The sequence below is a fragment of the Glutamicibacter uratoxydans genome, assembly GCF_050753455.1.
In the GTDB taxonomy this organism is placed as follows: domain Bacteria; phylum Actinomycetota; class Actinomycetes; order Actinomycetales; family Micrococcaceae; genus Glutamicibacter; species Glutamicibacter uratoxydans_A.
In genome coordinates, this window is sequence record NZ_CP192736.1 from 584,434 (window position 1) to 609,982 (window position 25,549).

Below are 25,549 nucleotides of genomic sequence, written 5' to 3' on the forward strand. Positions count from 1 at the left end.
TCTTAGATGTCTATAGATAAACAATAATTTCCCTATGGAAAACAAGCGAAGGGTGTTCGGTCCATCGGTGGATTTGCCTGTTGACCTACTAAGGTAAGGGGATAGAAAGCAAAGAGTCGCGGAGGTTAGATGAAAGCGTTGCCAGTAGAGCCAACGGGATCTGCCATAAAGATCGGCCATCGACTACGTGTGGCCCGGCAGGGGCAACGTTTAACAATCGACCAGGTGGCCGAGCTCTCCGGGTTGACTAAGGGTTTCCTTTCGCGGGTGGAGCGCGACCTGACTAGTCCGTCCGTGGCTACCCTGCTGGTGCTTTGTGAAGTGCTCTCGATTGAAGTTGGAGAGTTGTTCATGGTGCCCGAGACTAAGTTGGTGCCTTTGAGTGAGGCTCCGCGGATCTCCTTGGGCGGAGAGGGGATTGTAGAGCAGTTGCTCACCCCGCGCACCGAGCGACGCGTCCAGGTGATTCGTGCGGAAATTGAGCCGCATGGCGCGGGTGAGAGCGAACTGTACTCCATGGATTGCCAGGTTGAGGTGTTGCATGTGATCTCGGGACGATTCACTTTGATTTTGCCCGAGCAGCGCATGGAGTTGCAGGCAGGAGATACCGTCACCTTCCCGGGGCGTGAGCCGCATAGCTGGGTCAATCCTTCCGCAGAGCCAACCGTGGTGACTTGGACCTTGGTCCTGTAAGACCTTGGATGCGAGTATTCTAGATAGTGCGGAAACTGCCGCCGCATAACTTTGTTGGCCCACCTGAGGAAGGAACTTGGTGAACGTTACTAAGTCTCAGGTGACTCCCGCGAAGATGCCCGTGATCAGTTGGTGGCTGGCGGCTCTGCTCGGAATCGCCGTAGGTGCCACACTGACACTGATCCGTACCGAGCGCTATTTTTTCATTATGGGTGCCGCAATCCTCGCGGCCGTAATTCTCACTATTGGCCTGCTGACCATTCGGCGTCGGAAGAAGTACCCGCAGTTCATGCTGGGTAGAACCTCGCCAGCGTACCTCTTCTGGTCCTTGTTGTTGATCTTCATGGTTGGGCCGGTTCAGGTGCTTTTCCCTGCCGATGAGCCGGTCGAGCTCTGGGTTAAATCGATCCTGCTCTCGCTCGGGTTTATTGTGAGTATTCGTGGGGCTGATGCGAGCCTCGTGCGGGGTGCGCAGCAAGTAGCCCCCGAGGGTAAGTAAGCTCCACGCCCACTGCGTGCCACTTCTTGCCGGCGGGTCAAGTCGTCAGGCAATAGTTCCCACTCCAAGCTACTTTCAGGGTTGTGAGTACCCCCTTTTTTTATCACCTACCCTTGACGTGGACCACATCACAAAATAGCATATTTGGAAACGACGGTTTCCTATTGGAAAACCGTTGGATGATGTATCAACGGTTGAAGGGATTCGTTGTGGAAGAGAAACGTATCGAGGAAAACGGCAAAATTGGCCCCATCAATGCTGCGCTCATCCCGCGTTATGCAGGGATGGGTACCTATGCCCGGCTACCACGTTTGGATCAGGTGCCAGCGGCGGATATTAAAGTCGTTGGAGTGCCCTTTGATAGCGGAGTTTCTTACCGGCCTGGAGCACGCTTCGGTGCCAACCATATTCGTGAATCCTCGCGTTTGATTAGGCCGTACAACCCTGCCGTAGATGTTTCTCCCTTCGCGCTGAGCCAAGTTGCCGATGCCGGAGACATGGCGGTGAACCCCTTCAACATCAATGAAGCCATTGAGACCATTGAACACAATGCGCTGGAGCTGACCGCAGACGGCGCCTCGTTGGTGACTCTGGGCGGCGACCATACGATTGCGCTGCCCTTGCTGCGCGCCGCTTCCAAGCGTGCCGGCTCTCCGGTGGCGTTGCTGCACTTCGACGCGCACCTAGACACCTGGGACACCTACTTCGGCGCCGAGTACACGCATGGGACACCCTTTCGGCGGGCAGTGGAGGAGGGGATCTTGGACACCGAAGCGATCAGTCACGTCGGCACCCGTGGTCCGCTGTACGGGAAGAAAGACCTAGAAGATGATCGCCGTTTCGGCTTCGGCATTGTGACCAGCTCTGATGTTTACTATCAGGGGGTACGTGAGATCGTCGACAAGTTACGCGATCGCATCGGCCGGCGTCCGCTGTATATTTCGGTAGATATTGATGTGCTCGACCCTGCCCATGCCCCGGGAACCGGTACTCCGGAAGCCGGAGGTATCACCAGTCGTGAGCTATTGGAAATCCTTCGCGGCTTGCGCGGCATGAATATCGTGGGCGCGGACATTGTCGAGGTGGCGCCGGCTTATGACCACGCTGAAATCACCGGGGTGGCGGCCTCGCACGTCACCTACGATTTGATCACTCTGATTAGCGAACTGCGCAGTCAGAAGGAGAGCAAGTAACTATGAGTGAGCCTGTGCAACGTAACGGTGGCGATCTGGTCATTGAAACGCTTAGTGCCTTGGGTGCTAAAACTGTCTTCGGAATCCCGGGGCAGCACGCCCTAGGCCTCTTCGACGCACTATCCCGCTCGGAGCTGCAGTTTGTCTCTTCACGTGTGGAAAATAATTCCGCATTCGCAGCCGATGGCTATAGCCGCGCCACCGACGAAGTCGGAGTGCTCTTTTTGTCCACCGGCCCGGGAGCCTTGACCTCATTGGCAGGATTGCAAGAGGCCTATGCCACCGGTGTACCTATGGTGGTGGTAGCCAGCCAGATTCCGCTTGATGGGCTCGGGGCGCGCCGCAAGGGGATGTTGCATCAGTTGGATGACCAGAAAGCGTCAGCCGCGAACGTGACTAAGTTCCAGCGCACCGTGCACCATGCCTCCTCGATCCCCTCGGCCATTCAGGATGCTTGGGCCGAGGCGATTACCGTGCCGATGGGACCGGTCTGGGTTGAAGTGCCGCAAGATGTGCTGTTAGCGCCGGTGATGGTGCCACCGGTGCGCGATGCGTTGGCCGAGGCATATGAGCACCCGCCGCGGGTGGAGCTGGTTGAGGAGTCCGTGCGCTGGTTGGCTCGGGCCGAACGTCCAGTGATTGTCGCCGGCGGCGGTGTCCGGCGTTCCGGCGCACAGGCAGCTCTGAAGCAGGTAGCCGAAACGCTCAACGCCCCGGTGCTTTGTACTCCCGGTGGCAACGGTGCGTTTGCCTGGAACCATGAGCTGTCCCTCCAATCCTGGGTCGAAGACCGATATGTCACGGAAGTCTTGGAAGACGCGGATGTGCTGATCGTCGTGGGGTCTTCGCTGGGGGAAGTGTCCAGCAACTACTTCACGCTGACCCCACGCGGCAAAATGATTCAAATCGACGCCGAACCACGAGTGCTGGAATCAAATACTCCGGCGCTGGGACTTCGTGCCGATGCCAAAGCTGCTTTAGAGCAACTGGCCACCGAGTTAGAACGGGCCGGGCATCGCCCCCAGACTGACTGGCACGGAGCAAGCCCACAAGAGGTAGTGGCTCAAACCTTGGCGAAGGTGCAAGAGCGACTCGACGCGCAGGATCTGGGCAAAGAACGCCATTTCATGGCCGATATTCGCGACGCGGTACCGGAAACAATGCAAACCTATTGGGATATGACCATCGCCGCCTACTGGGGCTGGAGCTGCTGGGATTCAAAGCAAGGCGAATTTCACTCGGCGCAGGGTGCCGGCGGATTAGGTTACGGGTACCCCGCGGCCATTGGTGGCGCGATCGGACTGGAAGTGCAGGGTGCAACCCATGCCCAGGCCCGCGTATTGGCGGTGTCCGGTGATGGCTCGGCCATGTATTCAATCGCTGAGTTAGCCACCGCCAAACAACATAATGCCCCGGTAACTTGGCTTATTGTCGACGATGGGGGATATGGGATTCTGCGCGAGTATATGGAGGGCGCCTTCGGGAAGGCGACTGCTACTGAACTCACTAGGCCGGATTTTGTTGCGCTCGCAGAATCCTTTGGGGTCCCGGCACGCCGTGTTGAGGTTTCGCAGATCGGACCGGCGCTACGGGAAGCTTTTGCCACCCAGGGGCCAAATGTAATCGTGGTTCAAACGCTGTTGAAGATGTTCGCACCGACGCACCTAGAGTAACGATTGGTGAGTATTCAGGCACAAACTCGGCGCCTTGGTCGAAGGTTTTCCTTCGACCAAGGCGCCGAGTTTTCTATTCCCAGCTTATTCCGGGGATCCCTTGTCGTGGGTGAAGTGGTATACCGTGCCAAAGAGAATTGTTGAGACACCGAAGCTGATGCCAATCAACAGTGGCTCCCATGCCAATGACATGGACGCCAACATCACTGCGAAGGTTGCGAACAGCAAGACTAGTCCGATTCCTCCGAGGATCACGCCTCCGCCACCATGATGCTGCACTGCGGAGTGTGCAGACCGATGGAATATCGTTGCCATATTAATAGCGTACGACTGTAGAACAAAAAGCGATAGGGCGTGAATCGTTCGCGCTCTACCGCTTCTTTCGGTGTGCAGCCACCTCCACGGCCGTCTGCTCTAGGGTCGGGAACCGTGCGGTCGGTCCGGTGGCCAGAAAGCCGGGCGCTAGATGCTCGGCTCCTACGCTCAGCGGGCGCGGCAATCCGCGATACGATCCGCCGCTCATCCGTACCAGGTGGGCGCCGGCAGCTACATCCCAGGTTTTGGTGTCAAAACCGATGGTGGCATCGCACCAGCCGGCTGCTACATGCGCCAGTGCTAAAGCGGCGGAAACCTTGCGGCGCACCGTGGCGAAATCGACCACCCAACGGCCAAAGATATCCAAGGCAAGCGTTCCGTCCTCAGCGATCGCCTCGGCCGAAGGGTAATCGGTCATGAGGTTAGCCCTGGACTGCTCGGGCCGTGGCCCGGGCTGCAGTGGCTCGTCATTGAGGTAGGCGTGCTGCAGATTGGCGCTAAATTCATCGCCGCTGATCGGGTCAATAATGGCTGAGGCAATTAGCGTGTTATCGATGGCTGCGGCAATGGAAACGCAGAAAAACGCCACTCCATGTACGAAATTGCTGGTTCCATCCAGCGGGTCAACGATCCACTGCACTTGCGCATCGTGGCGCTGTTCGCTGTTGGTCTCTAATTCCTCTTCACCCAGCACCCACGAGTCGGGATAGTGGGCGGTGAGCAGCTCCAGCAGCAGGCTTTGACTTCGCCGGTCAACTTCGGTCACGAGGTCGTGCGGGTTGGTCTTGTGTTCGGCCTGAATGCCGGCGCGAAAGTTAACGCGTAGGATCTCGGCGGCTTGACGCCCCGCGGTCAAAGCGATTTGGCGCAGGTCTTCGGCGAGTTGATTCAAGGCTACGGGGGTATCCACAGACCTTAGCCTAGTGCGTGAAGTCGCCAACTTGACGCAAAAGGTTGACTAGGGCAACTAATGCAAATATGGTTGACCAAGGCAATTGTTTCAAGGTGTAACTATTTGGAGGCTTTGCATGCCAGCGAATAAATCGAGGGTGGAGGACCTACTCGATGAGTTGGCGCGGGGTGCGCGGGTCCTGCGTGTCTTCTCGCAACTGGGCTCGGAGAGCTTTCCAGTGTCCAACGCAGCCCACCACGTCCTGCGAATTGTGCTGCGGCAACAGCCGATACATGCCGCGGCGGTGGCGCATTATCTCGGTATCGGACCCGGGGTGATGAGCCGCCACATCGCGGAGTTAGAATCGGCGGCGTTGGTTCAGCGGGTCAATTGCAGCACTGATGCGAGGCGGCAATTGTTGACCGTCACCGAGACGGGCGAAGCACTGATCCAAGAACGCGACCGGATCCGTGGAGAACGATTGACCCGGCTACTCCCGGACTGGAGCGATGAACGGTTAGATGAGGCCATCTCCATCCTCCACGAATTGAACGATGCGATGGGCCGTGGCGTCGAAGAAGCCAAGAGCGGCGCGGAAGTAGCGACGGGAGGGGAAGCTAAATGAAAGACGAGATGGAAGTATCTCAGCCACGGCAGACTCGCGTAGACCTTCCGGTCATGAGTTACCGTGAGACCTTGCGTTCCATTACCGGCGTGTTGGCCTCCTTCTTTGCGGCCATGTTGGCCAGCACCATCGTGTCTATCGCACTGCCGACCATGATGGACTCCTTGGGCGGCTCGCAAACGGACTTCAACTGGGTGCTTAGTGCCGCCCTATTGGCTAATGCTGCAACTACCCCTATCTGGGGCAAGATGGCGGATCTCTTCGACAAGAAGAAGCTTCTCCAGTCCGGGATTTTGGTATTTGTCGCCGGGTCATTGCTTGCCGGGTTCGCGGTTTCGATTCCGATGCTACTGGGAGCCAGGGTAATCCAGGGGATCGGGATGGGCGGGCTGACTGCCATGGGTATGGCGGTGATCGGTACCGTGATTCCGCCTCGGGAACGTGGTAAGTACTCGGGGTACTTCGGCGCGGTGATGGCCGTGGCCACTGCCGCCGGACCGTTGTTGGGCGGCTTGATCGTTGACTCTCCGCTGGGGTGGCGGTGGACATTCTTCTTCGGGATCCCCATCAGCCTGCTTTCGATGGTGCTCATTCACCGAACCTTGCATATTGTGCACGTTAAGCGCCCGGTGTATATCGACTGGGTAGGGGCAATTCTGCTCACCGGTGCCGTCAGCCTGCTACTGATCTGGGTATCTTATGTGGGCAAACCTGAATACTTTGCTTGGCACTCGTGGCAAACCTACTCTATGGTCGGTGGCGCACTGTTGCTGACCGCCATTTTGCTGTGGGTTGAAAGCAGCGTCCCGGACCCGATTGTGCCGCTACGCATTATTGCCACCCGCACCACCTCGCTGGCCATTATTGCCTCGATCGCCATCGGTGTAGGCATGTTTGGCACCGGAGCTTTCATTGGTCAATACTTCCAGATTGCCCGGGAAGCTACCCCCACGATGGCGGGGTTGATGACCCTGCCGCTGATCGTTGGCAACTTTATCGGATCGGTGTCCTCGGGCCAGCTGATCTCGCGTTACGGCCGCTGGAAGATCTTCTTGGTAATGGGCTCCATCTTGAATGTGGCTGGGTTGACCCTGCTGGGCTTCATGCATCACGATACCGAGTACTGGATGCTGGCACTCGGGATGTTCCTCAACGGGCTCGGTATGGGCTTCATGTTGCAGAACATTGTGTTGTCGGTGCAGAACACGGTCAAGGTCACCGATATTGGTTCAGCTAGTTCCTCGGTGGCGTTCTTCAGGTCAGTGGGCGGTTCTGCCGGAGTCGCGGTGCTAGGTGCGATGCTCTCCAATGGTGTTGCTGATTTGGTGAGTAAGGGGGTGGCGAAACTTGGGCCGGAATATCTGGTGAACATTGGCTCGGGTGACTCCCTGAATCTCTCGCAGATGCCAGGACCAGTGCGATTGATCGTGGAAGCCGCCTACGGTGAGGCGACGGGCGTTGTCTTCTTGGTGGCGGCCGCAGTCGCCGCAGTCGCGGTGCTCTGTGTGTTGTTTATTAAGGAAGTTCCGCTGCGCCGAACGATTTAGCAGGAAGAGACACCAGCCAGCTGGCGCTAGAGCAGTGCAGCACATGGACAGAATTTGCGCGCTGGACGCGCCCATAGCTCCCTGTGGCGAGATATGCTTCCCTTATGAGTAGCATGCAACCGATCGCACCGAAGGAATCATTGACCGAGCAGGTGACGGCGCGTATCCGGGCCGCAATCGTGGCCGGTGAGATGGTTCCCGAGCAACACTACTCCGCGATCGGGATTGCCGAGGACTTAGGTGTCTCACGGACGCCGGTGCGAGAAGCCTTGCAGCTACTGGAGAAAGAAGGCATTGTCACCGTCGCCAAGAATCGCGGTGTGCGGGTCAATCAAATTTCTCTGGAGGACATCGTTGAAGTCTTTCAGATCCGCCTCATGATTGAGCCGCCGGCGGCTGCGCGGGGTGTTCTTAACGCTTCGGAAGCCGACGTATCGCGTTTGACCGACCTGCATCGGCGCCTTCTGGAGGTGGGGCAAACCGGAGATGGGCGGGCAACCTTGGAAGCTGATAAGCAGTTCCACCTGTATTTGTTGGCTCTGGCAGGGAACGCCAAACTCGACGGATTTATTAGTGAGTTGCGAAACCTGGTGTTAACTCATGGGCAAATTACTATTCCACAGGCCCGAACAAGTCAGGATTTAGCGGGCGACCGCAATGAGCTGATGCAGGCCATCGTTGATCGGGATCCCTTAGCAGCGGCAAATGCCATGCGTAGCCACGTCATGCGCACTGCGCAACTGTTGATCCGTGCGGTCTGTGCGCGTACTCCGGGACTGGATGCCCAACGATTCCTTGATCGACTCGACGCGCTGCTGTTAAGCGCTACCGCGAACTAAATTCTTCCAATGTCTTGTCTGTTGGATCATTCTCAACTACTGTTGCATGCAACATGTAACAGTAGTCTTGGAGTATGGGAGCAGGTTTGCCGATGAGTCAACCGCTGGAAGGAATACGGGTCCTCGACCTGTCACGCATTCTTGCCGGGCCATTGTGCACCATGACATTGGCTGATTTTGGGGCCGAAGTCATTAAGATTGAAAGCCCCGCCGGGGATGAGACCCGAAGTTGGAAGCCACCGGTCACAACGCAGGGGATCAGCACCTACTACTGGTCCGTGAACCGAAATAAGCAGGCGGTGGTTGCCGACTTCGCCAACCAGAATCAGCTCCGCGCCATCGTAGACCTTGTGACCGAAGCCGATGTGCTGGTCGAAAACTTCCGTCCCGGCGTGCTTGCAAAATTTGGGTTGGACTACCAGTCGCTAAGCCAGATCAACCCGCGTCTCATTTATTGTTCAATTTCCGGCTTCGGCGACACCGCAGGAGCGAACCTTCCCGGGTTTGACCTGCTCGTCCAAGCCGTCGGTGGGTTGATGAGCATTACGGGGGAACCACAGGGTACCCCCAGTAAGGTTGGCGTCGCACTAGTGGATGTCCTCGCCGCGCAAAATGCGGTCAGTGGGATCCTGCTGGCACTACGTGAACGCGATTCCAGTGGTTCCGGACAGCTGGTGAATATCAACCTGCTGACTTCGCTGCTGGCAGGACTCACCAACCAGTCCAGTAGCACCCTCGCTACGGGGAAATCACCCGAACGGTTGGGAAATGCGCATCCAAGCATCGCACCCTATGAAACCTTCGCAGCTAGAGACGGGGTCGTGGTCATTGCGGTGGGCAACGACCGACAATTTGCTGCACTCGTTGAGAAGCTTCAGATACCCGAGCTGGCTGCTGATCCACGGTTCCGTGACAACAGCGCACGCGTGGCACACCGTGAACAACTCAAAAAACTGATCGAAGTCGTCACCCTCGGTGAAAGCGCCGAATACTGGGCAAAGTCACTGATGGACGTGGGAGTCCCGGCAGGCAAAGTCAACACCGTGGGTGAAGCTATCGAGTTTGCCGACGAACTTGGATTGAACCCGGTCATTACCATCGAAGACCAGACTACCGGGGAACAAACCACACAGATCGCGAGTCCCATCGGTCTATCCCGCACCGGAGCACAGTACCGGAGCATCCCCCCAGAGCATGGTGCCGACCAGCACCTTCTACCGATCGCCAGCAACGCCTGAGATCACCCATAGCAGTATTCACTCACAGCCATCAGGAGAACTATCATGAACAACGCACTAAGCACCGAACTAGATCCGGCTGATCTGATCAACTTAGATTCATTGCTTTCGACCGAAGAAATCGCGCTACGCAACAAGGTTCGTGGTTTCGTGAACGAAAGCATCAAGCCACACATTGCCAGCTGGTATGAAAATGCTCAGTTTCCGTTGGAAATTGTTCCAGAGCTTGCGAAGCTTGGACTCTTGGGTATGCACCTCGAAGGCTACGGCTGCGCCGGGCGTTCGGCCGTCGAATACGGGTTGGCCGGCAGCGAGCTCGAAGCTGGCGACTCTGGGTTGCGCACCTTCGTTTCGGTCCAAGGTTCGTTGGCCATGAGTGCTATTTACAAGCACGGCTCCGAGGAACAGAAACAGCAATGGCTTCCCCAGATGGCTGCCGGGGAAGCGATCGGTTGCTTCGGACTGACCGAACCCAGTGCAGGATCAGACCCCTCCAGCATGACCACCTTTGCCCGTCGTGACGGTGATGACTGGGTCATCAATGGCACCAAACGCTGGATTGGGCTGGCTAATGTGGCGCAGGTGGCCGTGATTTGGGCGCAAACCGAGGGCGGCATCCGCGGTTTTGTGGTCCCTACCCAGACACCCGGCTTTAAAGCCACCGCCATTGAACCCAAACTCTCCATGCGCGCCTCTATTCAATGCGAAATTGAACTGACCGATCTGCGACTTCCCGCGGATGCGGTACTACCGAACGTGGTGGGACTGAAGGGTCCCTTCTCCTGTCTCAATGAAGCCCGTTACGGGATTATCTGGGGTGCCATGGGTGCGGCACGCGATTCCTTCGAAGTGGCATTGAAATATTCCCAAGAACGCATGCAATTCGATAAGCCTTTGGCTGGCTACCAGCTGACCCAGCAAAAGCTGGTGGATATGGCCTTGGAAATCAACAAAGGATACCTACTGGCATTGCATATTGGGCGGATGAAGGATGCTGGCACCCTGGACCTGCATCAGATCTCTGTGGGCAAACTGAATAACTGCCGTGAAGCGATTGCGATCTGTCGCGAGGCTCGCACCATCTTGGGAGGCAACGGAATTACCTTGGATTATTCGCCGTTGCGGCACGCGAATAACCTCGAATCGGTGCGCACCTACGAAGGGACCGACGAAGTACACACCCTGATTCTGGGCAATAAGCTCACCGGTGTACCAGCTTTCCGCTAAGGCCCAAAGGAGATAATTGCTGATGAATCTGCAACATCAACCCGTAGCCCTGCGGCAATACCTAGCGGGGCAGTGGGTTCCGGGAAATGCGAACCCGCTTTCCTCCCATGCCGCTGCTGATCCTCAGACGGTGGTGGCCACAGGATCAGCCGCAGACAAGGACCAGGTACAAGAGGCTTTCAGCGCAGCAAGCTCGGCCCAGACTTCGTGGGCACAGATGCCTATGACCGCACGAGCCGAGTATTTGAAGCGCGCGGCGGCATGGTTGCGTGAACACGTGAGAACAATCGGTGAAGAACTATCCCGCGAAGAAGGAAAAACGCTTCCTGAAGGGATTGGCGAGGTCACCCGGGCGGCACAGATTCTGGAGTACTACGCTGGGGAGCCCGAACGCGTAGCTGGAACAGTCTTCCACTCACCACGTGCTGGTGAACAGATCCTGGTCACGCAGAAGCCACTGGGCGTGGTAGCAGTCATTTCCCCATTCAACTTCCCGATCGCTATTCCTGCCTGGAAAATTGCGCCGGCGCTCATTTACGGCAATACCGTCGTGTTCAAGCCTGCCAGTCTCGTCCCACTCCTCGCATTGCGGCTGGTTGAGGCCTTCGCCGCTGCCCAGCTGCCTGCCGGGGTACTGAACCTGCTGATCGGGCCGGGCCGCTTGGGGGACGATATTCTGGCGCAGCCCGAGCTAGCTGGAGTGTCCTTTACCGGGTCCACCGGGGTAGGCCGTTCCTTGTGCGCAGCCGCGGCAGCGCGCGGAATCCCTGTACAAGCCGAAATGGGTGGGAAGAACGCCGCGGTAGTTCTGGCCGATGCAAACCTAGAACTCGCTGTTGAACAGGTGCTTTTCGGAGCCTTCCGTTCCACGGGACAAAAATGCACCGCTACCTCGCGACTCATCCTCGATGAGCAGATCGCCGATGAATTTCTTGACCTGCTCTATGCGAGGTTGGATCACTGGATCACCGGTGATCCTTTGGACCCACAGGTGCACATGGGGCCACTGGTCGATGAGAAGTCCCGGGTAGGTGTGCAACATGGCATTGAGCAGGCGATTGCGGCCGGTGCCATTGAACGTTATCGGGGGTCGGCCCCGGATGCCCCAGGATTTATGGGTCCGGTCATTCTTGAACTACCGCAAGCTGGCGTTGCGGCTGCGAATCCGGCCTGGCACGAAGAGTTTTTCGCCCCAGTGCTCACTGTTCTGCGAGTTTCTGGGATCGATGCCGCGTTCGCGGCAGCCGAAGACAGCCAGTACGGTCTCGCTCTTGCCCTGTTTACCCGCGATCTCAGTACGGCACTTCGTGCACAAGAACAACTGGATGTAGGTATCTTGCATGTAAATTCGGAATCCGCCGGGGCAGATCCGCACGTGCCATTCGGTGGTGCAAAGTTCTCCGGATATGGGCCGAAGGAACAAGGTGGCGCGGCACGCGAATTTTATACCCACACCACTACCACCTACTTGCGTGGCGCTTAAAGGAGTGAGCCGATGAGTATTGAACGAATCCTAGTGATCGGCGCCGGAACGATGGGCCGCCAAATCGCCATGGCAGCTGCTCTTGCAGGCTATGAAACAACCTTAAACGACATCGCCGAGAATGCCCTTGATGCTGCTCGCACGGAGCTGGAAGGCTGGTTGGCATCCCGCGTCACGAAGGGGAAGCTGTCAGCGGATGAGGCTAAAGCGGCGATTCGACGGCTAGTGACGAGCGCCGATTTGAGTACCTCAGCCACAACGGCCGATCTGGTGATCGAAGCAGCAGTCGAAAAACTGGAGATCAAACAGCAAATTTTCAAACAGTTGGGGCAGTTGACACCGCCGCACGCCATCTTGACCACCAATTCCTCCACCCTGGCTTCCTCGCATGTGGCGCAGGCTTCGGGTCGACCCGCGCAAGTGTGTAATATGCACTTCTTCAACCCGGCGCTGGTGATGAAATGTGTGGAAGTGGTCAGGAATCAGCACACCAGCGACCACACTGTCGAGAAAGTCATGGAAGTGGTCCGGCGTCTGGGCAAGGAACCGGTACTTGTGCACAAGGAAATCCCGGGGTTTGTGGCCAACCGGATAATGGGCGCCATGCAACGCGAAGCTTTGGATCTAGCTGCGGCCGGGGTGGCAAGTATCCCAGACATTGACACCACGGCTCGCACCGCGCTGGGACATCCGATGGGTCCTTTTGAACTCATGGACTTAGTTGGGCTGGACGTCATAGATTTCATCGCCCAAGCAACTTATGCCGAAACCGGTGATGAGGCGGACAAGCCTCACGAGTTAATCAAGCTCAAGGTGAGCGACGGTCATCTGGGTCGCAAGACCGGTTCTGGTTTCTACGATTACTAAGCTCAGCCCTTGGTGGTACTGTGCCTAGCAGCTCAACCGGTGTGGGTTCGCAAGTCAGCTGACTTGCAACCCCACACCGGTTGAGCTTCGGCACATTGCTCAGCCAGCGGCTTAGTCGACAACCTCGGGTTGCGCACCCAGATGGAAATGACGACCGCTGATGCGGCTGACCTCGATCCGGATCCACGCATCCTTCAAGGTAGGGACCCACGGGGTGACCCCGGACTGACGAGCCTCTTCGATTTCCTTCTCGTGTTCGAGCACGGTTGCCTTGCCATGAACCACAACGCTCCACGCCTCATCGGAAAGAACACCATCGGCCTCGAACGCGATCGAGTCGTTGACGGTCATGGCGGCGAGTTTGTTGCCCGGTGCGGTGCGAATAAAGATGTGGCCATTGTGGACCGCGAAATTAACCGGAACGATGTCGATCATGCCGGCGGCCACGGTGGCGATACGACCATGGGCGCTATGGGTCAACAATTCCCAGCACTGTTCATCGGTCAGATGCAGAACCGGCGAGTCATTTTCATGTTCATATCTCATACCCCTAGCTTTCTACGTAGTGTAGAAAAAGTCCAGCGTTTCGACACATAATATTGCTCTTTACGCTAGTGATCGCCCAGACGTGAAAGACTGGGAGCATGACTCATGCTGCTAGCGACGGCACGGCGCATCACATCGCCTCGCGACTCGAAGATCTCTTGCACCACTCGCGTGCACGGCGGGCGCGCGCTCGGGGGCTCAATCCGTTAATCATGCCTTACCTTGGCTACGGGTACAGCAGTCCGGATGGTGGCTGGGTGAGAGTTTTTGCCCGTGCTGTACTGGCAAAGCCCGACACCTTCGAAAACGGCCGACACAAGGCGCAAATGATCGAAGATGGGATCCGCGGATTCAAGAACTTCACTTCCCCGGTCCTGCCGTTCGGTAAGGTGAACGTCCAAGTGGCGGGTCAGAATTTTGAGGTCGTCGCCGACCGTGGCGGGGTGGTCGATGCAAAGCTGGCGGTCAACCTCGCTCCGGGATGGCAGGAAGTTGAATTGCGTCCGGAAGGTGGGGATTCGGTTAGCACCGAAGTGTTGGTGATCGGTCACGAGCAACGCACCGGTGTTATCTGCGACGTTGACGATACGGTTGTGGTGACCGCCCTGCCCCGCCCGCTACTGGCGGCATGGAACTCCTTCGTCCTGTCGGAACACGCCCGGGTTCCGACACCGGGCATGGCCGTGATGATGGAACGTCTGGTCAACGCAAACGCGCAGACCCCGACCGTGTATCTGTCGACCGGTGCCTGGAATGTTGCCCAAACCCTCACCCGGTTCCTTACCCGGAACCTTTACCCACGAGGCCCGCTACTGCTCACCGATTGGGGACCAACTACGAGCTCGTGGTTCCGCTCCGGGGTCAAGCATAAGGTCGATCAACTGCGCCGTTTAGCCGAAGAGTTTCCGCATATCCAATGGGTGCTCATCGGAGATGATGGGCAACACGACCCAAGCATCTATGCCGAGTTCGCCAGACGCTACCCGCAGCACGTGCGTGCCATTGTGATTCGACAACTTACGCCCTCCGAGGCGGTACTTGCCGGTGGACGCTCCGACGAATTGCAGATGTCGACCCCGGACACTGTCTGGGTCTATGAGGCTGATGGTTCCCGCATTGCTGCAAAGCTTGAGGAAATGGGAATTCTAGGAAGCCAAGATTCGGAAGGGAAATAAGCCATGAGCAACTATGCTCCCCTGCGAGTACAGGTGCCCATGCGGTGGGGCGATATGGATGCCTACGGGCATATCAATAACGTCAACCTCATCCGACTGATGGAAGAGGCACGAATCGCCGGTTTTGGGGTACCCGGAGGTACCGGCGCCCCCGGCGGCAAACCCATGGTCGATATCTTCTCGGCGGTACCTGCCGGAGTGCAAATATTAGTCGTCGAACATCGGGTGCGGTATTCCCGGCCGTTGGAGTACCGCAACGTCCCGGTCAATGTGGATGTTTGGATTGCTAATATCAAACCGGCGAGCTTCGATATTTGTTATGAATTCCGAGACTCCGTTGAGGATTTTGTGTGCGTGCGCGCTAGCACTACCTTGGCATTTTTCGATACGCATACCGAACGCGTGATGAGATTGAGCGCAGCCGAGCGGGCGGGGCTGGAGCCGTTTGTAGCGAAACCCGTTTTCCAGCGTTAAATCTGATAATTATCGCAAATGAATTAGGATAGAGATATCTAGTTTATTTTCAAGGAGTGGTTTGTGTGGCCAAAAATGTTTCTGGTCGCCCGGTGCGCCCACAAGTGGTGCTTGAAGTTCTGGGGCGTGAGCAGCTCTCGGCACATTTGGTGCGGCTGACACTCGGCGGCCCTGGCATGGCCAATTTTCAGGATAAGGATGCGACGGATCGTTACATCAAGATCCTGTTCGCTAAACCCGAACTAAACCTGCAACCGCCTTATGACTTAGATGAGTTGCGCAAGAGCTTGCCGGGGGAGGATCTTCCAGTGCGACGCACCTACACCGTCAGGCGCGCCGACACGCAGGCGCAAACCATTGACGTGGACTTCGTGGTTCACGGCGATCAAGGACTGGCCGGCCCGTGGGCACGCGACGCCCAAATCGGTGACACCGTCTGCTTTAGTGGGCCCGGTGGCATGTACCAGCCCAAGCCGGAATTTGATTACCACTTCCTCGTAGGTGATGAAACCGCGATCCCGGCCATCGCCGCCTCCCTCGAGGTAATGACCGAGGACATGGTTGGCCGAGTCATCATTGAGGTCAATGACCAGAATGATGAGATTGAGCTGCAGGCACCTGCAGGCGTGCAGATTCAATGGCTGCACCGCGGCGCACCATTCACCCCTGAGGCAACTGTTCTTGAGGGTGCGGTCCGCGAGGCCGAATGGCCTGATGGGCGAGTGCAAGTCTTTTGCCATGGTGAGCGCGAGGTAATGAAGAGCTTGCGTAAGTATTTCCATGATGAGCGCGGTGTTGATCGCCGAGACTTGTCCCTGTCGGCGTACTGGGCCTACGGGCGGGCCGAAGATGAATTCCAGGCCGAGAAGCGATCCAGCGTTGGCCAAATCTTTGAAGAGCAACCTACTGGGCGCGGCTAGTTTTCGCCCTAGCATAGCTCGCTAAAAATCCCCGAAACGCAACGCGTTTCGGGGATTTTTCTTAGCATAGACTTACCTAAAGAAATATTTCGCAAATTACGTTATCTCTCATTGACTTAATTAGGGTCTGTTGACGTATGCTTATCTCAGAACCTTCCCCGTGTGTGGTCGGGGAAGGAACTAACTTCCGGTCGATGAATTTCGATCACGAAGTCAGTCGGCGGTTCGTAGTGGTCCTCGACTGACGGTCGGTCTCGCCGGCGTGAAGTAAGGGAAAAGGGAACGACTGACCTGCTCAGTCAGTCGAAACATACACAGAGGCATACCGGGTCTTCAGGCCAGAGGTATGCCTCTGTGTGTGTTCCGGGGGAGTGAAGCGTGCTCAGGCAGAAGCTGGCCAGATGCCCGAACTGCCGCGCCGGTGTGAGTGCATCAGGTGGGTGTCTACCATGCCAATCGCTTCCATGAGCGCATACATGGTCGTGGGTCCCACGAAGCGAAAGCCCTGCCGCTTCAGCTCCTTCGCCAGGGCGATGGACTCGGGGCTGCTTGTTGGAATTTCTGCCAAGCTTTGTGGCCGCGGGGTGTTGGCGGGTTTGAAAGACCAAATCAAATCGCTGAGCCCACCCCTAGAGCGCAAGTCTACGGTTGCGCGAGCATTGGTGATCGTCGCTTCGATTTTTCGTTGATTGCGAACAATCGCCGCATCCTGCATCAGCAGCTTGATGGCTTGCTCATCAAATACGGCCACCTTATCGGGGATGAAATTGGCAAAAGCTCGACGGAAGGCCTCGCGCTTAGCCAAAATGGTGGCCCAAGACAGTCCGGACTGAAAGGCTTCAAGGCTCAGTCGCTCGAAAAGGCCGCGCTCGTCGGTGACTGGCAGCCCCCATTCGGTGTCGTAGTAATGCTGAAGTTCGGGGCTTGCGGTGGCCCACAGTGGGCGTCCATGGCCGTCGGGGCCGATGACTAGATCCTCCATGAACCCATCCTCGCACCACTTCAAACTCAAGTGTGACGCGCGACCTCGATTATTCTTGCCGATCACTCTATTATCGTTATATGGCGATAATAGAGTCAAAGGCCGATGAAAACGCTGATCGTCTCCGACGACAGCGTGCAGCAGCGCTCTTTCACTGCTTGGCGGATCCGATGCGGTTGATGATTCTGCAGCACTTACGGACCGGTGAGCATAAAGTTCGGGAATTGACCGAACACCTCGGACTGGCGCAAAGTACCGTGAGCGCGCATCTTGCGTGCCTGCGTGATGGAAATTTAGTCAAGGTGCGTGCGGTGGGGCGTTCAAGTTTCTACTCGCTCTGTGACCAGCAAGCCTTGGAGAACATTCTCATGATGGCTGAACCGTTGCTGGCCGACAAAAATCTTGAACATCACTGGCAGGATCAGCACGCCGCTGAATTAACACGGCAGGGGTAACTATGAGCCACAATCATTCACACGGGCACGACCATGACTTGGCCGAGGCAAACCGCACCAGACTAGCCTGGGCGTTTGGCATCACCGCAACGATTCTGGTGGCCGAAGTCATCGGTGCGATCCTCACAAACTCCTTGGCCCTGCTGGTCGACGCGGCTCACATGCTCACCGACACACTCGGGTTGCTGATGGCGCTGACCGCCGCGAACTTGGTGATGCGCAAATCTACGGATCGGCGCACCTGGGGATTTCGTCGAGCCGAGGTGCTCTCTGCCACGGCGCAGGCTGCTCTGCTTCTGGGCGTGGGAATATACGCCACCATCGATGCGATTCGGCGGCTTTTTGAACCGGCGGAAATTCATTCCGAAGGGTTGCTGATCTTTGGTGTGATCGGCCTCTTGGGCAACCTCGTGGCCATGTGGATTATCTTTGCCGGCCGCAAGGACAACCTCAATATGCGTGCAGCGTTCCTAGAAGTGCTCAATGACGCGTTGGGATCCGTTGCCGTCATCATCGCCGCCATCGTAATTTGGTGGACCGGATCGGGAATCGCTGACTCGATCGCCGCACTCTTCATCGCTGCGCTAATCGTCCCGCGCGCCGTGAAACTCTTAGGTGAAACCACCCATATTCTGCTTGAATCCACCCCGAAAGGACTGGATTTACAGGACGTGCGCCGCCACCTCGAACAGCTGCCCGGGGTGATTTCCGTGCATGATTTGCATGCCAGCCAAATTGCGTCGAACCTTCCAGTACTCACCGCACATGTGGTCGTCGCAGATGAAATGTTTTCGTCCGACTCTACCGGCGAGTTACTGCGTGAACTCCAAGAATGTGTGGCGGAACATTTCACCGTCAGTATCAGCCACTCCACCTTCCAAATTGAACCGTTGGCGCATCGTAAGAACGAACACCACATCGACTGTTAAACCTACGGTCTGGGCGGTGTGCCCAGAAAACTCCGCCTCAGGTATGAGAGCTCAAACGTAAATACGGTACATTTGGTCGATCCGATGTTGGCTAGGGAATTTGTAGTCTTAGACTATGAGTCAAGAAACCACTGTTCATACCGATTACGCCGTGCAAGCCCGCGGATTGACCAAAACCTATGGTCGGGATTCCACCCGCGTCGAAGCCCTGAAAAATGTTGACGTAGCCTTCGCCCGTTCGCGGTTCACCGCCATCATGGGGCCCTCTGGTTCGGGGAAGTCCACCCTGATGCACTGCCTAGCAGGGCTGGATACTGCCGACGCCGGCCAGATCCTGATCGGTGGGAAGAACCTGATGGAGCTCAGCGATGATCAGCTCACCGAGATGCGGCGCGAGCAGATCGGCTTCGTCTTCCAATCCTTCAACCTCGTTCCTACCATCAACGCCCGAGAGAACATCTTGTTGCCTTTGGCGCTGGCCGGGAAGAAGCACGATCAGCAGTGGTTTGAACAGGTGGTGGGGATTCTGGGGCTCAGCGACCGGCTGACCCATAAACCCCATGAACTTTCCGGCGGTCAGCAGCAACGCGTGGCCGTGGCCCGCGCTCTACTCACCCGGCCTGAGGTAGTTTTCGGTGATGAGCCCACCGGTAATCTCGACTCACGCACCGGCGCCGAGGTACTCTCGCTGCTGCGCGCCTCCACCCGCGAAATGGGGCAGACCATCATCATGGTTACCCATGACCCGGTCGCCGCGTCCTATGCCGATGAAGTGCTCTTGATGAAGGACGGGCAGCTCGTGGGGCGACTATCGGATCCGACCGTCGCCACGGTGACCGAGGCTCTGGCCTCACTGGCGGAGTAGGACACCTCATGCTTCATGTTGCCTTAGCAAATATTAAAACTTATGCGCGGCGGTATATCGCCGCGATTCTGGCTGTGGCCATTGGCACCGCCTTCCTGGGTGCCAGCCTTGCGGTGGATAGTTCAACCCGGGCTACCTTGAAAAATAGTATGGGTGAGTACTACCAGAACTCCGACGTGGTGGCTTTCCGCGACGTAAACAAGAGCGAGTATGGTGCGAGTACTGACCGGCCGTTGAGTATGCAGGTCTTAGAAGACCTGCGGGACCTTGACGAGGTCAAAACCGCCTATGGCTCAAGTAGCTACGTACTCAGCGTGCGCACGGACCAGGATCTGCACAACGCCTGGATCACCGCGATTGCTCCCGATCACCGTTTTTCGGGTATGACAGTTATTGAGGGTCGTGCCCCGATGAACGAGATTGAAGCCACCATTGATGCGCGATTTGCTGAGCAAACCGCGTTGGCTATTGGCGATCAGATCGCGATCGAAAGCGGTATCGACGGTAGTGAATTGCAAGAAATGCGGATCGTGGGGCTTACTGCGGCCACCAATGACCCCTTCAAATCGTCCATGATGCAGCTCGGGGTATCCGAGCAGAGCTGGGAGTATTTGTTGGATGAGGACGCCGAATTTGACGAGATCATGGTCAACGGCACCGGCGATCTCGCCGAAACTCGCGCAGTTCTCGAACGTGCCCTCGCAGAGTATTCGGTACAAAGCGCTAGCGTGCTGAGCGCCGACGAGAAGATCATGGTCGATGTTGCGAACCTTACCGGTGGCACCGACCAGCTCACCGTGGTCTTGCTCATCTTTGCGCTGGTAGCTCTGGTGGTCACCGGACTGGTCGTGATGAACACCTTTGCCGTGGTGATCGCTCAGCGCACCCGTGAGCTGGCTCTCTTGCGCACGCTGGGAGCCAAACGGCAGCAAATCCGTTCTTCGGTACTTATCGAAGCCCTGCTGATCGGTGTACTCGCCTCAGTCATCGGTGTTCTTGCCGCGATCGGGCTCATGGCCGGTTTGGTTAAATTGCTGCAGGTGCTGGTTCCGGAGATGTCTTATGCCACGCTGGGACTGGACTGGAAAGCGGTTCTGGTGCCGTTGGCCGTGGGTATCGTTATGACCATCATCGCCGCGTGGGTGCCTGCTCGACGAGCAATGACGCTTGCACCACTGGCCGCCTTGCGCCCCTTTGATGCGGCCAGTGTGAGGAACCGTTCCGGGAAGATCCGTATCGTTTTTGGTGCCCTGTTGACCATTGCCGGGATGAGTGCCTTGATTGCTGGAGCCATCCTGGAATCGCTGCCCATTGCGTTCCTTGGTGGGTTGCTCTCGTTCCCAGGCATCCTGATGATGGCCTCCCTTTTCATTCCATCCAGCGTGTATGGGATCGGCCGGTTGTTTGCTGGGAACCGAGTGTCCGCAAAGCTTGCGGCATTGAACTCGGTGCGTAACCCAGCACGTACCACTGCCACCGCGACCGCGCTGTTGATCGGGGTGACGCTGGTGTCGATGATTATGGTTGGTGGGCAAAGTGCCAAGACCACCTTAAATCAGGGAATTAGTGAAGAGTATCCGGTGGATATGGTGGTGCAGGATAAGCCTTTGACCCCGGCTCAGATCGCACAATTGCAAGCTATAGACGGCATTGCTGCGGTTGCCCCCTATGAGAGTGCCTTGGTAGATATCGAGATGGTCGAAGGCGAAACTGACACCACCAACATTCAATTAGTTGACCCGGAAGAACTGCGCGGCGTGCTGCTCGATGAATCGGTAGTCCCGCAGGATGGTGAGTTACTGTATACCGGCTGGCAGGCGACCGAGGGAACAACCGCTCTGGTCAATGGGCAGCAAGTGCAATTGCGAGTTTCCTCGGCTAGCTACCTATCGACCATGCTGACCGAAGCCACCGCCGTCGAGCTTGGCCTAACCAACGACGGTATCAATGGTGGGGCGATGTTGAAGCTGAACGAGGGACTCAGCAATGCTCAGGTGTCGGAGATAGTGGACCGGATCTCCAGCACGTTGGATATCGAAAGCGCCACCATCTATGGCGGGGTGATTGAAAGCATGATGTTCTCCCAAATCATCGACGTGCTGCTGATGATCGTCTCCGGCCTGCTTGCGGTGGCAGTACTTATCGCATTGATTGGGGTAGCTAACACGCTGAGCCTGTCGGTACTGGAACGTACTCGCGAGAACGCACTGCTACGTGCGTTGGGTTTGAAGAAGAAACAACTGCGTTCAATGCTGGCCGTTGAAGCGGTACTGATTGGCGGGGTTGCGGCCTTGCTAGGGTTGATTCTCGGAACCGTCTACGGGATGTTCGGCGCCTACAGCACTCTGGCCGCCGTGGGGCAGGTTCGCCTAGAGATTCCGTGGCTACAGCTGGCCCTAGTCATTGGGGTGAGCATCATCGCGGCCCTACTGGCTTCGTTGACCCCATCTCGTCGGGCGGCACGGCTTTCCCCTGTTGCGGGCCTAGCCACCGAATAACCCGGGAGTATTACGGATAGTTCAAAGCACCCGCGGGCTTCAACCAGAAGGTTGAAGCTCGCGGGTGCTTCGCTTTTATCGTGTCATTCATTTGGCGTGTGCGTCGCCGCATGGGTCAGCAGCGGTGCATATCGAACTGAAGCGTCTTCGAGTGTTTCGCGGCCAGGAAGCCGTGATGGAGCCATGGCTCAAAGCCAGCAGTACCTTGAAGGTGGCGCCGAAACGGCCGCAGGAAAGACCCGACGTTCGACACCACCGGCTTCTTTACTGCGAGCTTAGTCGCGTAACGCGATGGTGGTGGCCATCGCCGGGGAACGCCCGGTAGTGACGAACCCTGAAATATTGGATCCGGGGTGTTTGATGATGTCGGTGATCGAACCCAGATGCCGGCTTAGGTCGATTTTGTCTTCGGGTGCTGCGAGCACCAGATGGAAACCAAACTCTTGGAGGGCGCGGATTCCGGCTGCGGCGTATTCGGAGTTCGCCTGGATGAAAGCTTCGTCGATCATCACCGTACCGTAGGAGGTAAACCCGGCCGTAGCGAAGCCCAGCTGGTAGGCCAGCGCCGCCCCCATCACGAAGGAAGTGAAACGTTGACCTTCACCGCCGGAGAGCGTGCCCGGTTCCAACCCGGTTTCCACCTCCCCGTGGGGTTTGTGTTCATCGCAACGGATCTGCACGTGATGACGCACATCTAAGACGGTGGCCCGCCAAGCACTTCTCGCTGGATCACCCAGTGCCTCAACCAAGGCTTCCAACGCTGCGTAAGAGCGCTGTAGGCTGGCTTCCTCACGGGTAGTGTAAGCCTCGTTGAGTGCCTGCTTGAGCTGTTTACGGAAGTTTCCGGCCTCAACCGGGATCGTGGATTCCACTTCGAAACGGAGGATGGAACCGTGTTCAAAAGGCACATCGGCCAAGATCTGGTTCAACGGCTTGATGCGTTCGGCGATCATCCGGCGTTCCTCATCCAACAGCTGTAACAGGTCGCTGAAACGCTCGTAGGAGCGGTTAGCGAAGTACTCGCGGAACTGGGCTTCATGGTGTGGCAGCCCGTCGGCGACGATCTGCGAATGTACCTGCACATAGTGTTGCGCGGATTCTGGGCCGGTACCGAAAGTTTGTGCGTGCGAGGTACCAAATTCACGGCTGAACCGCTTGAAGGTCTCGCTGAGCTCACCGCCCAGCAGGCTCCGTTCGGTGGTGAGCTTAGCCAACTGTGCGGATAGTTGCACGCGCACCTCGGCAAATAGCGTGGTGATGCGCGCTGCATCGATGGTTTCGCTGTGCGTAAGCTGCTGGGCTAACCCACGCAGCTCGGCCACAGCCGGTAGCTCCTGCGGCAATAATTCGATGGCATCTTCCACGTCTTGAAGCGGCTGCTCGCCAGCGGTGAGCACCTGCTCGGCTTTAGCGATTTCGCTCTCCAGTTCGCCAATCTTCGATCGCAGGAGCGCTAATCGCCCAATAATCTGCTCGGACTCGGTGGACAGCTGTTGCATTTCTTGGCGAATTTGCGAGGTATCCCCGGAGCGGGAGAGGGCATCGCCTAAAGCTTGTTCACTGGTGCGTAATGCTTCCAATGCGGCCGTGGCGTCAAGTTGGGCGAAGCTACGCTCATCATTGGCCAGCGCCTGCAAAAGCTGAACTTTCTCCAAGATCTTGGCTTTCGCAGCGGTTCGTTCATCTGCGGTGCTCTGCGCCGCAGAAATCTGCTCAGTTAGCCGCAGCGACTTGGCCTGCAGCTCGGTGATTTTCGATTCATTGGTGAACCCGAGGAGGTGGTCGGAGACCGACAGGTTGCTGGTATCGCGTTCGAAGACCCCAGTAGCCGACTTGAGGGTGCCGGCTGCGGTGATCGCCTTGGCATGCAGATGCAACGAGGCATCATCCGGGACACAAACCAGCGGATAATCCGCGGTGATTTTGGCTCGCAGCCAAGCGCCAGCCGGTGAAGACATAAATTCCAGCTTGCTGACAAGGTCGGACGGTCCGGCTACCGCGTCTTTCGGTGTCTGGGACATATCGATCCAGCGGATTCGGCCCAGATTATCCAGCCGATCGATGGCGTGGGTGACTGCACTCAGATGTTCGCCGGGAACCAGGATTGAACGGGCTAGGGTACGCAGCGACTTTTCCGCCGCGGTGCGCCACTGTGAGGCGGAGCCAGCCAGATCCATCAGCTCTCCAGCGAACGGAAGGTCCTGTTCACTGAGCCCACAACTTGAAGCGATGGCCTTCCGGGCAGCGACTGCCCGATCATCGATATTCGTGGTGCGACGCTGGTAGGAGGCGATCTCCTTCGCTAGCCTGTCAGAGCGTTGCCGCAGGTTCATCAGCGAGGCCATGGCCTCGTATTCCACAGTCTGCGCGTCCTGGGTAATCGATTGCAGCTGTTGTAAAGTGCGTTGCGCGTTGGCCCGCAATTCATCTAAACCAGTGGCGCTGAAGTCCAAGCTCAGCCCGGCGGCAGCGGCTTGGTCCTGCAATTCACGCAGTACCCGTTCCTTTTCATTCAAAGCCTTGCGTGCGGCGTCGGCCTCGCGCTCCAGCAACATCAACGCCTGATCGCCGGTGGAATCGTGCGCACGTTGCAAATCTTGCAACTTCGCTGCCAGCTCATCCTTGCGCAACACCAGAGATTGCTCTTCGGCACGCAATTGGGCGACCTGCGCGGTATGCGCCGTCAGATCATTGCGTAGTAGCACCCCGCGCAGCTGCTGTTCCAGCTGACCCAACTGGGAAGCAATCAGCGACTCGGTCCCCTTGATCCGCTCGGCCAAGACCTCAAAATGTGCGCTTTGCGCCGGGACCTCGGTGAGCATATCGCGTTGTCGCCGGGCGGTATCCAGTTGTCGGTAAATGCCTCGTAGGTGAGCGAAGTCTTCCACTGCGGCGGCCGCGGCCTTGAGAGTTGCCGGCTCCTCCAGCACCTCATGGCGGAAGAACTGGTTCACTCCCTTGGCTAGCCCCTTGCCGTTTTGCAAGGTCCGTAGCAACGCAAAAGCCTTGTCATTTTCCACCCCGAGACGGCGACGGAGTCGTTCAACGAAGGCCTTGTGCGTGTCGAAAGCCTCGGCCGGTTCCAACAGCTTTTGCAAGGTCGACACCGTGAACCGGCGTGCCCCGTGATGCTCCAAATCGGAGACATCCAAGGCCCCCTCGGCCAGCAGGTAGTGCTTGGAAACCTGACTTTCCAGCCCGGCTTCGGGCAAGTCGAAGACCGCGGCCGCGGTGACGGTGTTGCCCATCCCGTCCTCATAACTCAACGACACTGCGCTCCAAGTGGCACCGGGGCGTTGATAGGCGGTCCCGGCCGCAGTCTTAAACTTCCGTCCCCGCATATAGGAGAAGGTGGTGCGCCGGTCTTCGCGAGTGGCGGCATCATTCGCGGATTCATTGAGTTTCGGAGTCGCGAAAAAGATGTGACCCATGGCGTCAAAGACGGTGGATTTGCCCACGCCGGGGTGGCCGGTGATCAAGGTTCCGGATCGGTCAATATCCAGTGTGTGTAACCCGTGGAAGGTTCCCCAGTTTACGATCTGGATGCGACTGAGGCGGTGCTGACCGGCGTTGATCGCTTCGCCTAACGGCAATGTCATTTCAATGCTCATAGT

Annotated in this window: 23 protein-coding genes; 18 read left to right on the top strand and 5 right to left on the bottom strand. The window is 57.3% G+C overall.

Translation table 11 applies throughout. From position 1 onward, the window contains the following. Positions 1-129 precede the first annotated feature (129 nt). The 4 genes from ACQQZ8_RS02835 (at position 130) to ACQQZ8_RS02850 (ending at position 4,058) form a co-directional block, all read left to right on the top strand. Positions 130-693 carry a helix-turn-helix domain-containing protein gene (locus ACQQZ8_RS02835; protein WP_431711202.1) on the top strand — a complete coding sequence of 188 codons (564 nt, stop codon included), beginning with the start codon at positions 130-132 and terminating at the stop codon, positions 691-693. A 79-nt stretch (positions 694-772) separates the two neighbouring features. Next, positions 773-1,192: a hypothetical protein gene (locus tag ACQQZ8_RS02840; protein ID WP_431711203.1), complete on the top strand. Its 420-nt coding sequence runs from the start codon at positions 773-775 to the stop codon at positions 1,190-1,192. A gap of 209 nt (positions 1,193-1,401) precedes the next feature. Next, positions 1,402-2,385, top strand: coding sequence for an agmatinase (gene speB, locus ACQQZ8_RS02845; protein ID WP_431711204.1), 984 nt, complete (start codon positions 1,402-1,404; stop codon positions 2,383-2,385). A 2-nt stretch (positions 2,386-2,387) separates the two neighbouring features. After that, complete coding sequence (locus ACQQZ8_RS02850; RefSeq protein ID WP_431711205.1) at positions 2,388-4,058, top strand: thiamine pyrophosphate-binding protein; 1,671 nt, start codon at positions 2,388-2,390, stop codon at positions 4,056-4,058. Positions 4,059-4,142: 84 nt separating this feature from the next. On the opposite strand, the gene ACQQZ8_RS02855 is transcribed toward ACQQZ8_RS02850, so the two are convergent. Together ACQQZ8_RS02855 and ACQQZ8_RS02860 are read right to left on the bottom strand one after the other, a co-directional pair. Then, positions 4,143-4,373, bottom strand: a complete 231-nt coding sequence (locus ACQQZ8_RS02855) for a hypothetical protein (protein WP_431711206.1) — start codon at positions 4,371-4,373, stop codon at positions 4,143-4,145. A 55-nt stretch (positions 4,374-4,428) separates the two neighbouring features. Further along, positions 4,429-5,283: an inositol monophosphatase family protein gene (locus ACQQZ8_RS02860; protein WP_431711207.1), complete on the bottom strand. Its 855-nt coding sequence runs from the start codon at positions 5,281-5,283 to the stop codon at positions 4,429-4,431. A gap of 118 nt (positions 5,284-5,401) precedes the next feature. On the opposite strand from ACQQZ8_RS02860, the gene ACQQZ8_RS02865 reads away from it, so the two are divergent. From ACQQZ8_RS02865 to ACQQZ8_RS02895, 7 genes are all read left to right on the top strand, one after another. Then, a complete protein-coding gene (locus ACQQZ8_RS02865; RefSeq protein WP_431711208.1) occupies positions 5,402-5,890 on the top strand; it encodes a MarR family winged helix-turn-helix transcriptional regulator in 489 nt (162 codons plus the stop codon). Continuing rightward, on the top strand, positions 5,887-7,437 hold the full coding sequence (locus ACQQZ8_RS02870; protein ID WP_431711209.1) for an MFS transporter: 1,551 nt from the start codon (positions 5,887-5,889) through the stop codon (positions 7,435-7,437). Before ACQQZ8_RS02865 ends, ACQQZ8_RS02870 begins: the two co-directional genes overlap by 4 nt. A gap of 104 nt (positions 7,438-7,541) precedes the next feature. Beyond that, complete coding sequence (locus ACQQZ8_RS02875) at positions 7,542-8,276, top strand: GntR family transcriptional regulator (RefSeq protein WP_431711210.1); 735 nt, start codon at positions 7,542-7,544, stop codon at positions 8,274-8,276. Positions 8,277-8,368: 92 nt separating this feature from the next. After that, positions 8,369-9,514 carry a CaiB/BaiF CoA transferase family protein gene (locus tag ACQQZ8_RS02880; protein WP_431711211.1) on the top strand — a complete coding sequence of 382 codons (1,146 nt, stop codon included), beginning with the start codon at positions 8,369-8,371 and terminating at the stop codon, positions 9,512-9,514. A gap of 45 nt (positions 9,515-9,559) precedes the next feature. Beyond that, positions 9,560-10,741: an acyl-CoA dehydrogenase family protein gene (locus ACQQZ8_RS02885; RefSeq protein ID WP_431711212.1), complete on the top strand. Its 1,182-nt coding sequence runs from the start codon at positions 9,560-9,562 to the stop codon at positions 10,739-10,741. A 22-nt stretch (positions 10,742-10,763) separates the two neighbouring features. Beyond that, positions 10,764-12,224: an aldehyde dehydrogenase family protein gene (locus ACQQZ8_RS02890; RefSeq protein WP_431711213.1), complete on the top strand. Its 1,461-nt coding sequence runs from the start codon at positions 10,764-10,766 to the stop codon at positions 12,222-12,224. Positions 12,225-12,236: 12 nt separating this feature from the next. Continuing rightward, the gene (locus ACQQZ8_RS02895; RefSeq protein ID WP_431711214.1) at positions 12,237-13,091 is read left to right on the top strand and encodes a 3-hydroxyacyl-CoA dehydrogenase family protein; all 855 of its coding nucleotides are present in this window, start codon (positions 12,237-12,239) and stop codon (positions 13,089-13,091) included. Between the two features lie 111 nt (positions 13,092-13,202). Here the strand turns inward: ACQQZ8_RS02895 and ACQQZ8_RS02900 are convergent, their stop codons facing one another. Further along, on the bottom strand, positions 13,203-13,637 hold the full coding sequence (locus ACQQZ8_RS02900) for a pyridoxamine 5'-phosphate oxidase family protein (RefSeq protein ID WP_431711215.1): 435 nt from the start codon (positions 13,635-13,637) through the stop codon (positions 13,203-13,205). A gap of 98 nt (positions 13,638-13,735) precedes the next feature. Here ACQQZ8_RS02900 and ACQQZ8_RS02905 point away from each other — a divergent pair, with 98 nt between their 5' ends. The 3 genes from ACQQZ8_RS02905 (at position 13,736) to ACQQZ8_RS02915 (ending at position 16,206) form a co-directional block, all read left to right on the top strand. Further along, the gene (locus ACQQZ8_RS02905; protein ID WP_431711216.1) at positions 13,736-14,812 is read left to right on the top strand and encodes an App1 family protein; all 1,077 of its coding nucleotides are present in this window, start codon (positions 13,736-13,738) and stop codon (positions 14,810-14,812) included. A gap of 3 nt (positions 14,813-14,815) precedes the next feature. Then, complete coding sequence (locus tag ACQQZ8_RS02910) at positions 14,816-15,286, top strand: acyl-CoA thioesterase (RefSeq protein WP_431711217.1); 471 nt, start codon at positions 14,816-14,818, stop codon at positions 15,284-15,286. 65 nt (positions 15,287-15,351) lie between these two features. Further along, entirely contained in the window at positions 15,352-16,206 is an 855-nt protein-coding gene (locus ACQQZ8_RS02915) for a siderophore-interacting protein (RefSeq protein ID WP_431711218.1), read from the top strand. A gap of 382 nt (positions 16,207-16,588) precedes the next feature. On the opposite strand, the gene ACQQZ8_RS02920 is transcribed toward ACQQZ8_RS02915, so the two are convergent. Further along, the gene (locus ACQQZ8_RS02920; RefSeq protein WP_431711219.1) at positions 16,589-17,188 is read right to left on the bottom strand and encodes a DNA-3-methyladenine glycosylase I; all 600 of its coding nucleotides are present in this window, start codon (positions 17,186-17,188) and stop codon (positions 16,589-16,591) included. 80 nt (positions 17,189-17,268) lie between these two features. Between ACQQZ8_RS02920 and ACQQZ8_RS02925 the strand changes: the two genes are divergently transcribed. The 4 genes from ACQQZ8_RS02925 to ACQQZ8_RS02940 all read left to right on the top strand — a co-directional run bounded on the left by ACQQZ8_RS02925 (position 17,269) and on the right by ACQQZ8_RS02940 (position 21,935). Further along, positions 17,269-17,643 carry an ArsR/SmtB family transcription factor gene (locus ACQQZ8_RS02925; protein WP_431711220.1) on the top strand — a complete coding sequence of 125 codons (375 nt, stop codon included), beginning with the start codon at positions 17,269-17,271 and terminating at the stop codon, positions 17,641-17,643. 2 nt (positions 17,644-17,645) lie between these two features. Next, a complete protein-coding gene (locus ACQQZ8_RS02930; protein WP_431711221.1) occupies positions 17,646-18,572 on the top strand; it encodes a cation diffusion facilitator family transporter in 927 nt (308 codons plus the stop codon). A gap of 115 nt (positions 18,573-18,687) precedes the next feature. Further along, positions 18,688-19,437, top strand: coding sequence for an ABC transporter ATP-binding protein (locus ACQQZ8_RS02935; protein ID WP_431711222.1), 750 nt, complete (start codon positions 18,688-18,690; stop codon positions 19,435-19,437). Between the two features lie 8 nt (positions 19,438-19,445). Continuing rightward, positions 19,446-21,935 (top strand): ABC transporter permease, encoded by a 2,490-nt coding sequence (locus ACQQZ8_RS02940; protein WP_431711224.1) that lies wholly within the window; start codon positions 19,446-19,448, stop codon positions 21,933-21,935. A 275-nt stretch (positions 21,936-22,210) separates the two neighbouring features. Here ACQQZ8_RS02940 and ACQQZ8_RS02945 read toward each other — a convergent pair whose 3' ends face one another. Further along, a complete protein-coding gene (locus tag ACQQZ8_RS02945) occupies positions 22,211-25,546 on the bottom strand; it encodes an ATP-binding protein (RefSeq protein ID WP_431711225.1) in 3,336 nt (1,111 codons plus the stop codon). Between the last annotated feature and the right edge of the window lie 3 nt (positions 25,547-25,549).

Excerpts from the sequence above, each read along its gene's own strand:
- ACQQZ8_RS02835 (WP_431711202.1), top strand. The coding sequence starts at position 130 with ATGAAAGCGTTGCCAGTAGAGCCAACGGGATCTGCCATAAAGATCGGC.
- ACQQZ8_RS02850 (WP_431711205.1), top strand. The coding sequence starts at position 2,388 with ATGAGTGAGCCTGTGCAACGTAACGGTGGCGATCTGGTCATTGAAACG.
- ACQQZ8_RS02855 (WP_431711206.1), bottom strand. The coding sequence starts at position 4,373 with ATGGCAACGATATTCCATCGGTCTGCACACTCCGCAGTGCAGCATCAT.
- ACQQZ8_RS02865 (WP_431711208.1), top strand. The coding sequence starts at position 5,402 with ATGCCAGCGAATAAATCGAGGGTGGAGGACCTACTCGATGAGTTGGCG.
- ACQQZ8_RS02870 (WP_431711209.1), top strand. The coding sequence starts at position 5,887 with ATGAAAGACGAGATGGAAGTATCTCAGCCACGGCAGACTCGCGTAGAC.
- ACQQZ8_RS02875 (WP_431711210.1), top strand. The coding sequence starts at position 7,542 with ATGAGTAGCATGCAACCGATCGCACCGAAGGAATCATTGACCGAGCAG.
- ACQQZ8_RS02880 (WP_431711211.1), top strand. The coding sequence starts at position 8,369 with ATGAGTCAACCGCTGGAAGGAATACGGGTCCTCGACCTGTCACGCATT.
- ACQQZ8_RS02885 (WP_431711212.1), top strand. The coding sequence starts at position 9,560 with ATGAACAACGCACTAAGCACCGAACTAGATCCGGCTGATCTGATCAAC.
- ACQQZ8_RS02890 (WP_431711213.1), top strand. The coding sequence starts at position 10,764 with ATGAATCTGCAACATCAACCCGTAGCCCTGCGGCAATACCTAGCGGGG.
- ACQQZ8_RS02895 (WP_431711214.1), top strand. The coding sequence starts at position 12,237 with ATGAGTATTGAACGAATCCTAGTGATCGGCGCCGGAACGATGGGCCGC.
- ACQQZ8_RS02900 (WP_431711215.1), bottom strand. The coding sequence starts at position 13,637 with ATGAGATATGAACATGAAAATGACTCGCCGGTTCTGCATCTGACCGAT.
- ACQQZ8_RS02905 (WP_431711216.1), top strand. The coding sequence starts at position 13,736 with ATGACTCATGCTGCTAGCGACGGCACGGCGCATCACATCGCCTCGCGA.
- ACQQZ8_RS02910 (WP_431711217.1), top strand. The coding sequence starts at position 14,816 with ATGAGCAACTATGCTCCCCTGCGAGTACAGGTGCCCATGCGGTGGGGC.
- ACQQZ8_RS02920 (WP_431711219.1), bottom strand. The coding sequence starts at position 17,188 with ATGGAGGATCTAGTCATCGGCCCCGACGGCCATGGACGCCCACTGTGG.
- ACQQZ8_RS02925 (WP_431711220.1), top strand. The coding sequence starts at position 17,269 with ATGGCGATAATAGAGTCAAAGGCCGATGAAAACGCTGATCGTCTCCGA.
- ACQQZ8_RS02930 (WP_431711221.1), top strand. The coding sequence starts at position 17,646 with ATGAGCCACAATCATTCACACGGGCACGACCATGACTTGGCCGAGGCA.
- ACQQZ8_RS02935 (WP_431711222.1), top strand. The coding sequence starts at position 18,688 with ATGAGTCAAGAAACCACTGTTCATACCGATTACGCCGTGCAAGCCCGC.
- ACQQZ8_RS02940 (WP_431711224.1), top strand. The coding sequence starts at position 19,446 with ATGCTTCATGTTGCCTTAGCAAATATTAAAACTTATGCGCGGCGGTAT.
- ACQQZ8_RS02945 (WP_431711225.1), bottom strand. The coding sequence starts at position 25,546 with ATGAGCATTGAAATGACATTGCCGTTAGGCGAAGCGATCAACGCCGGT.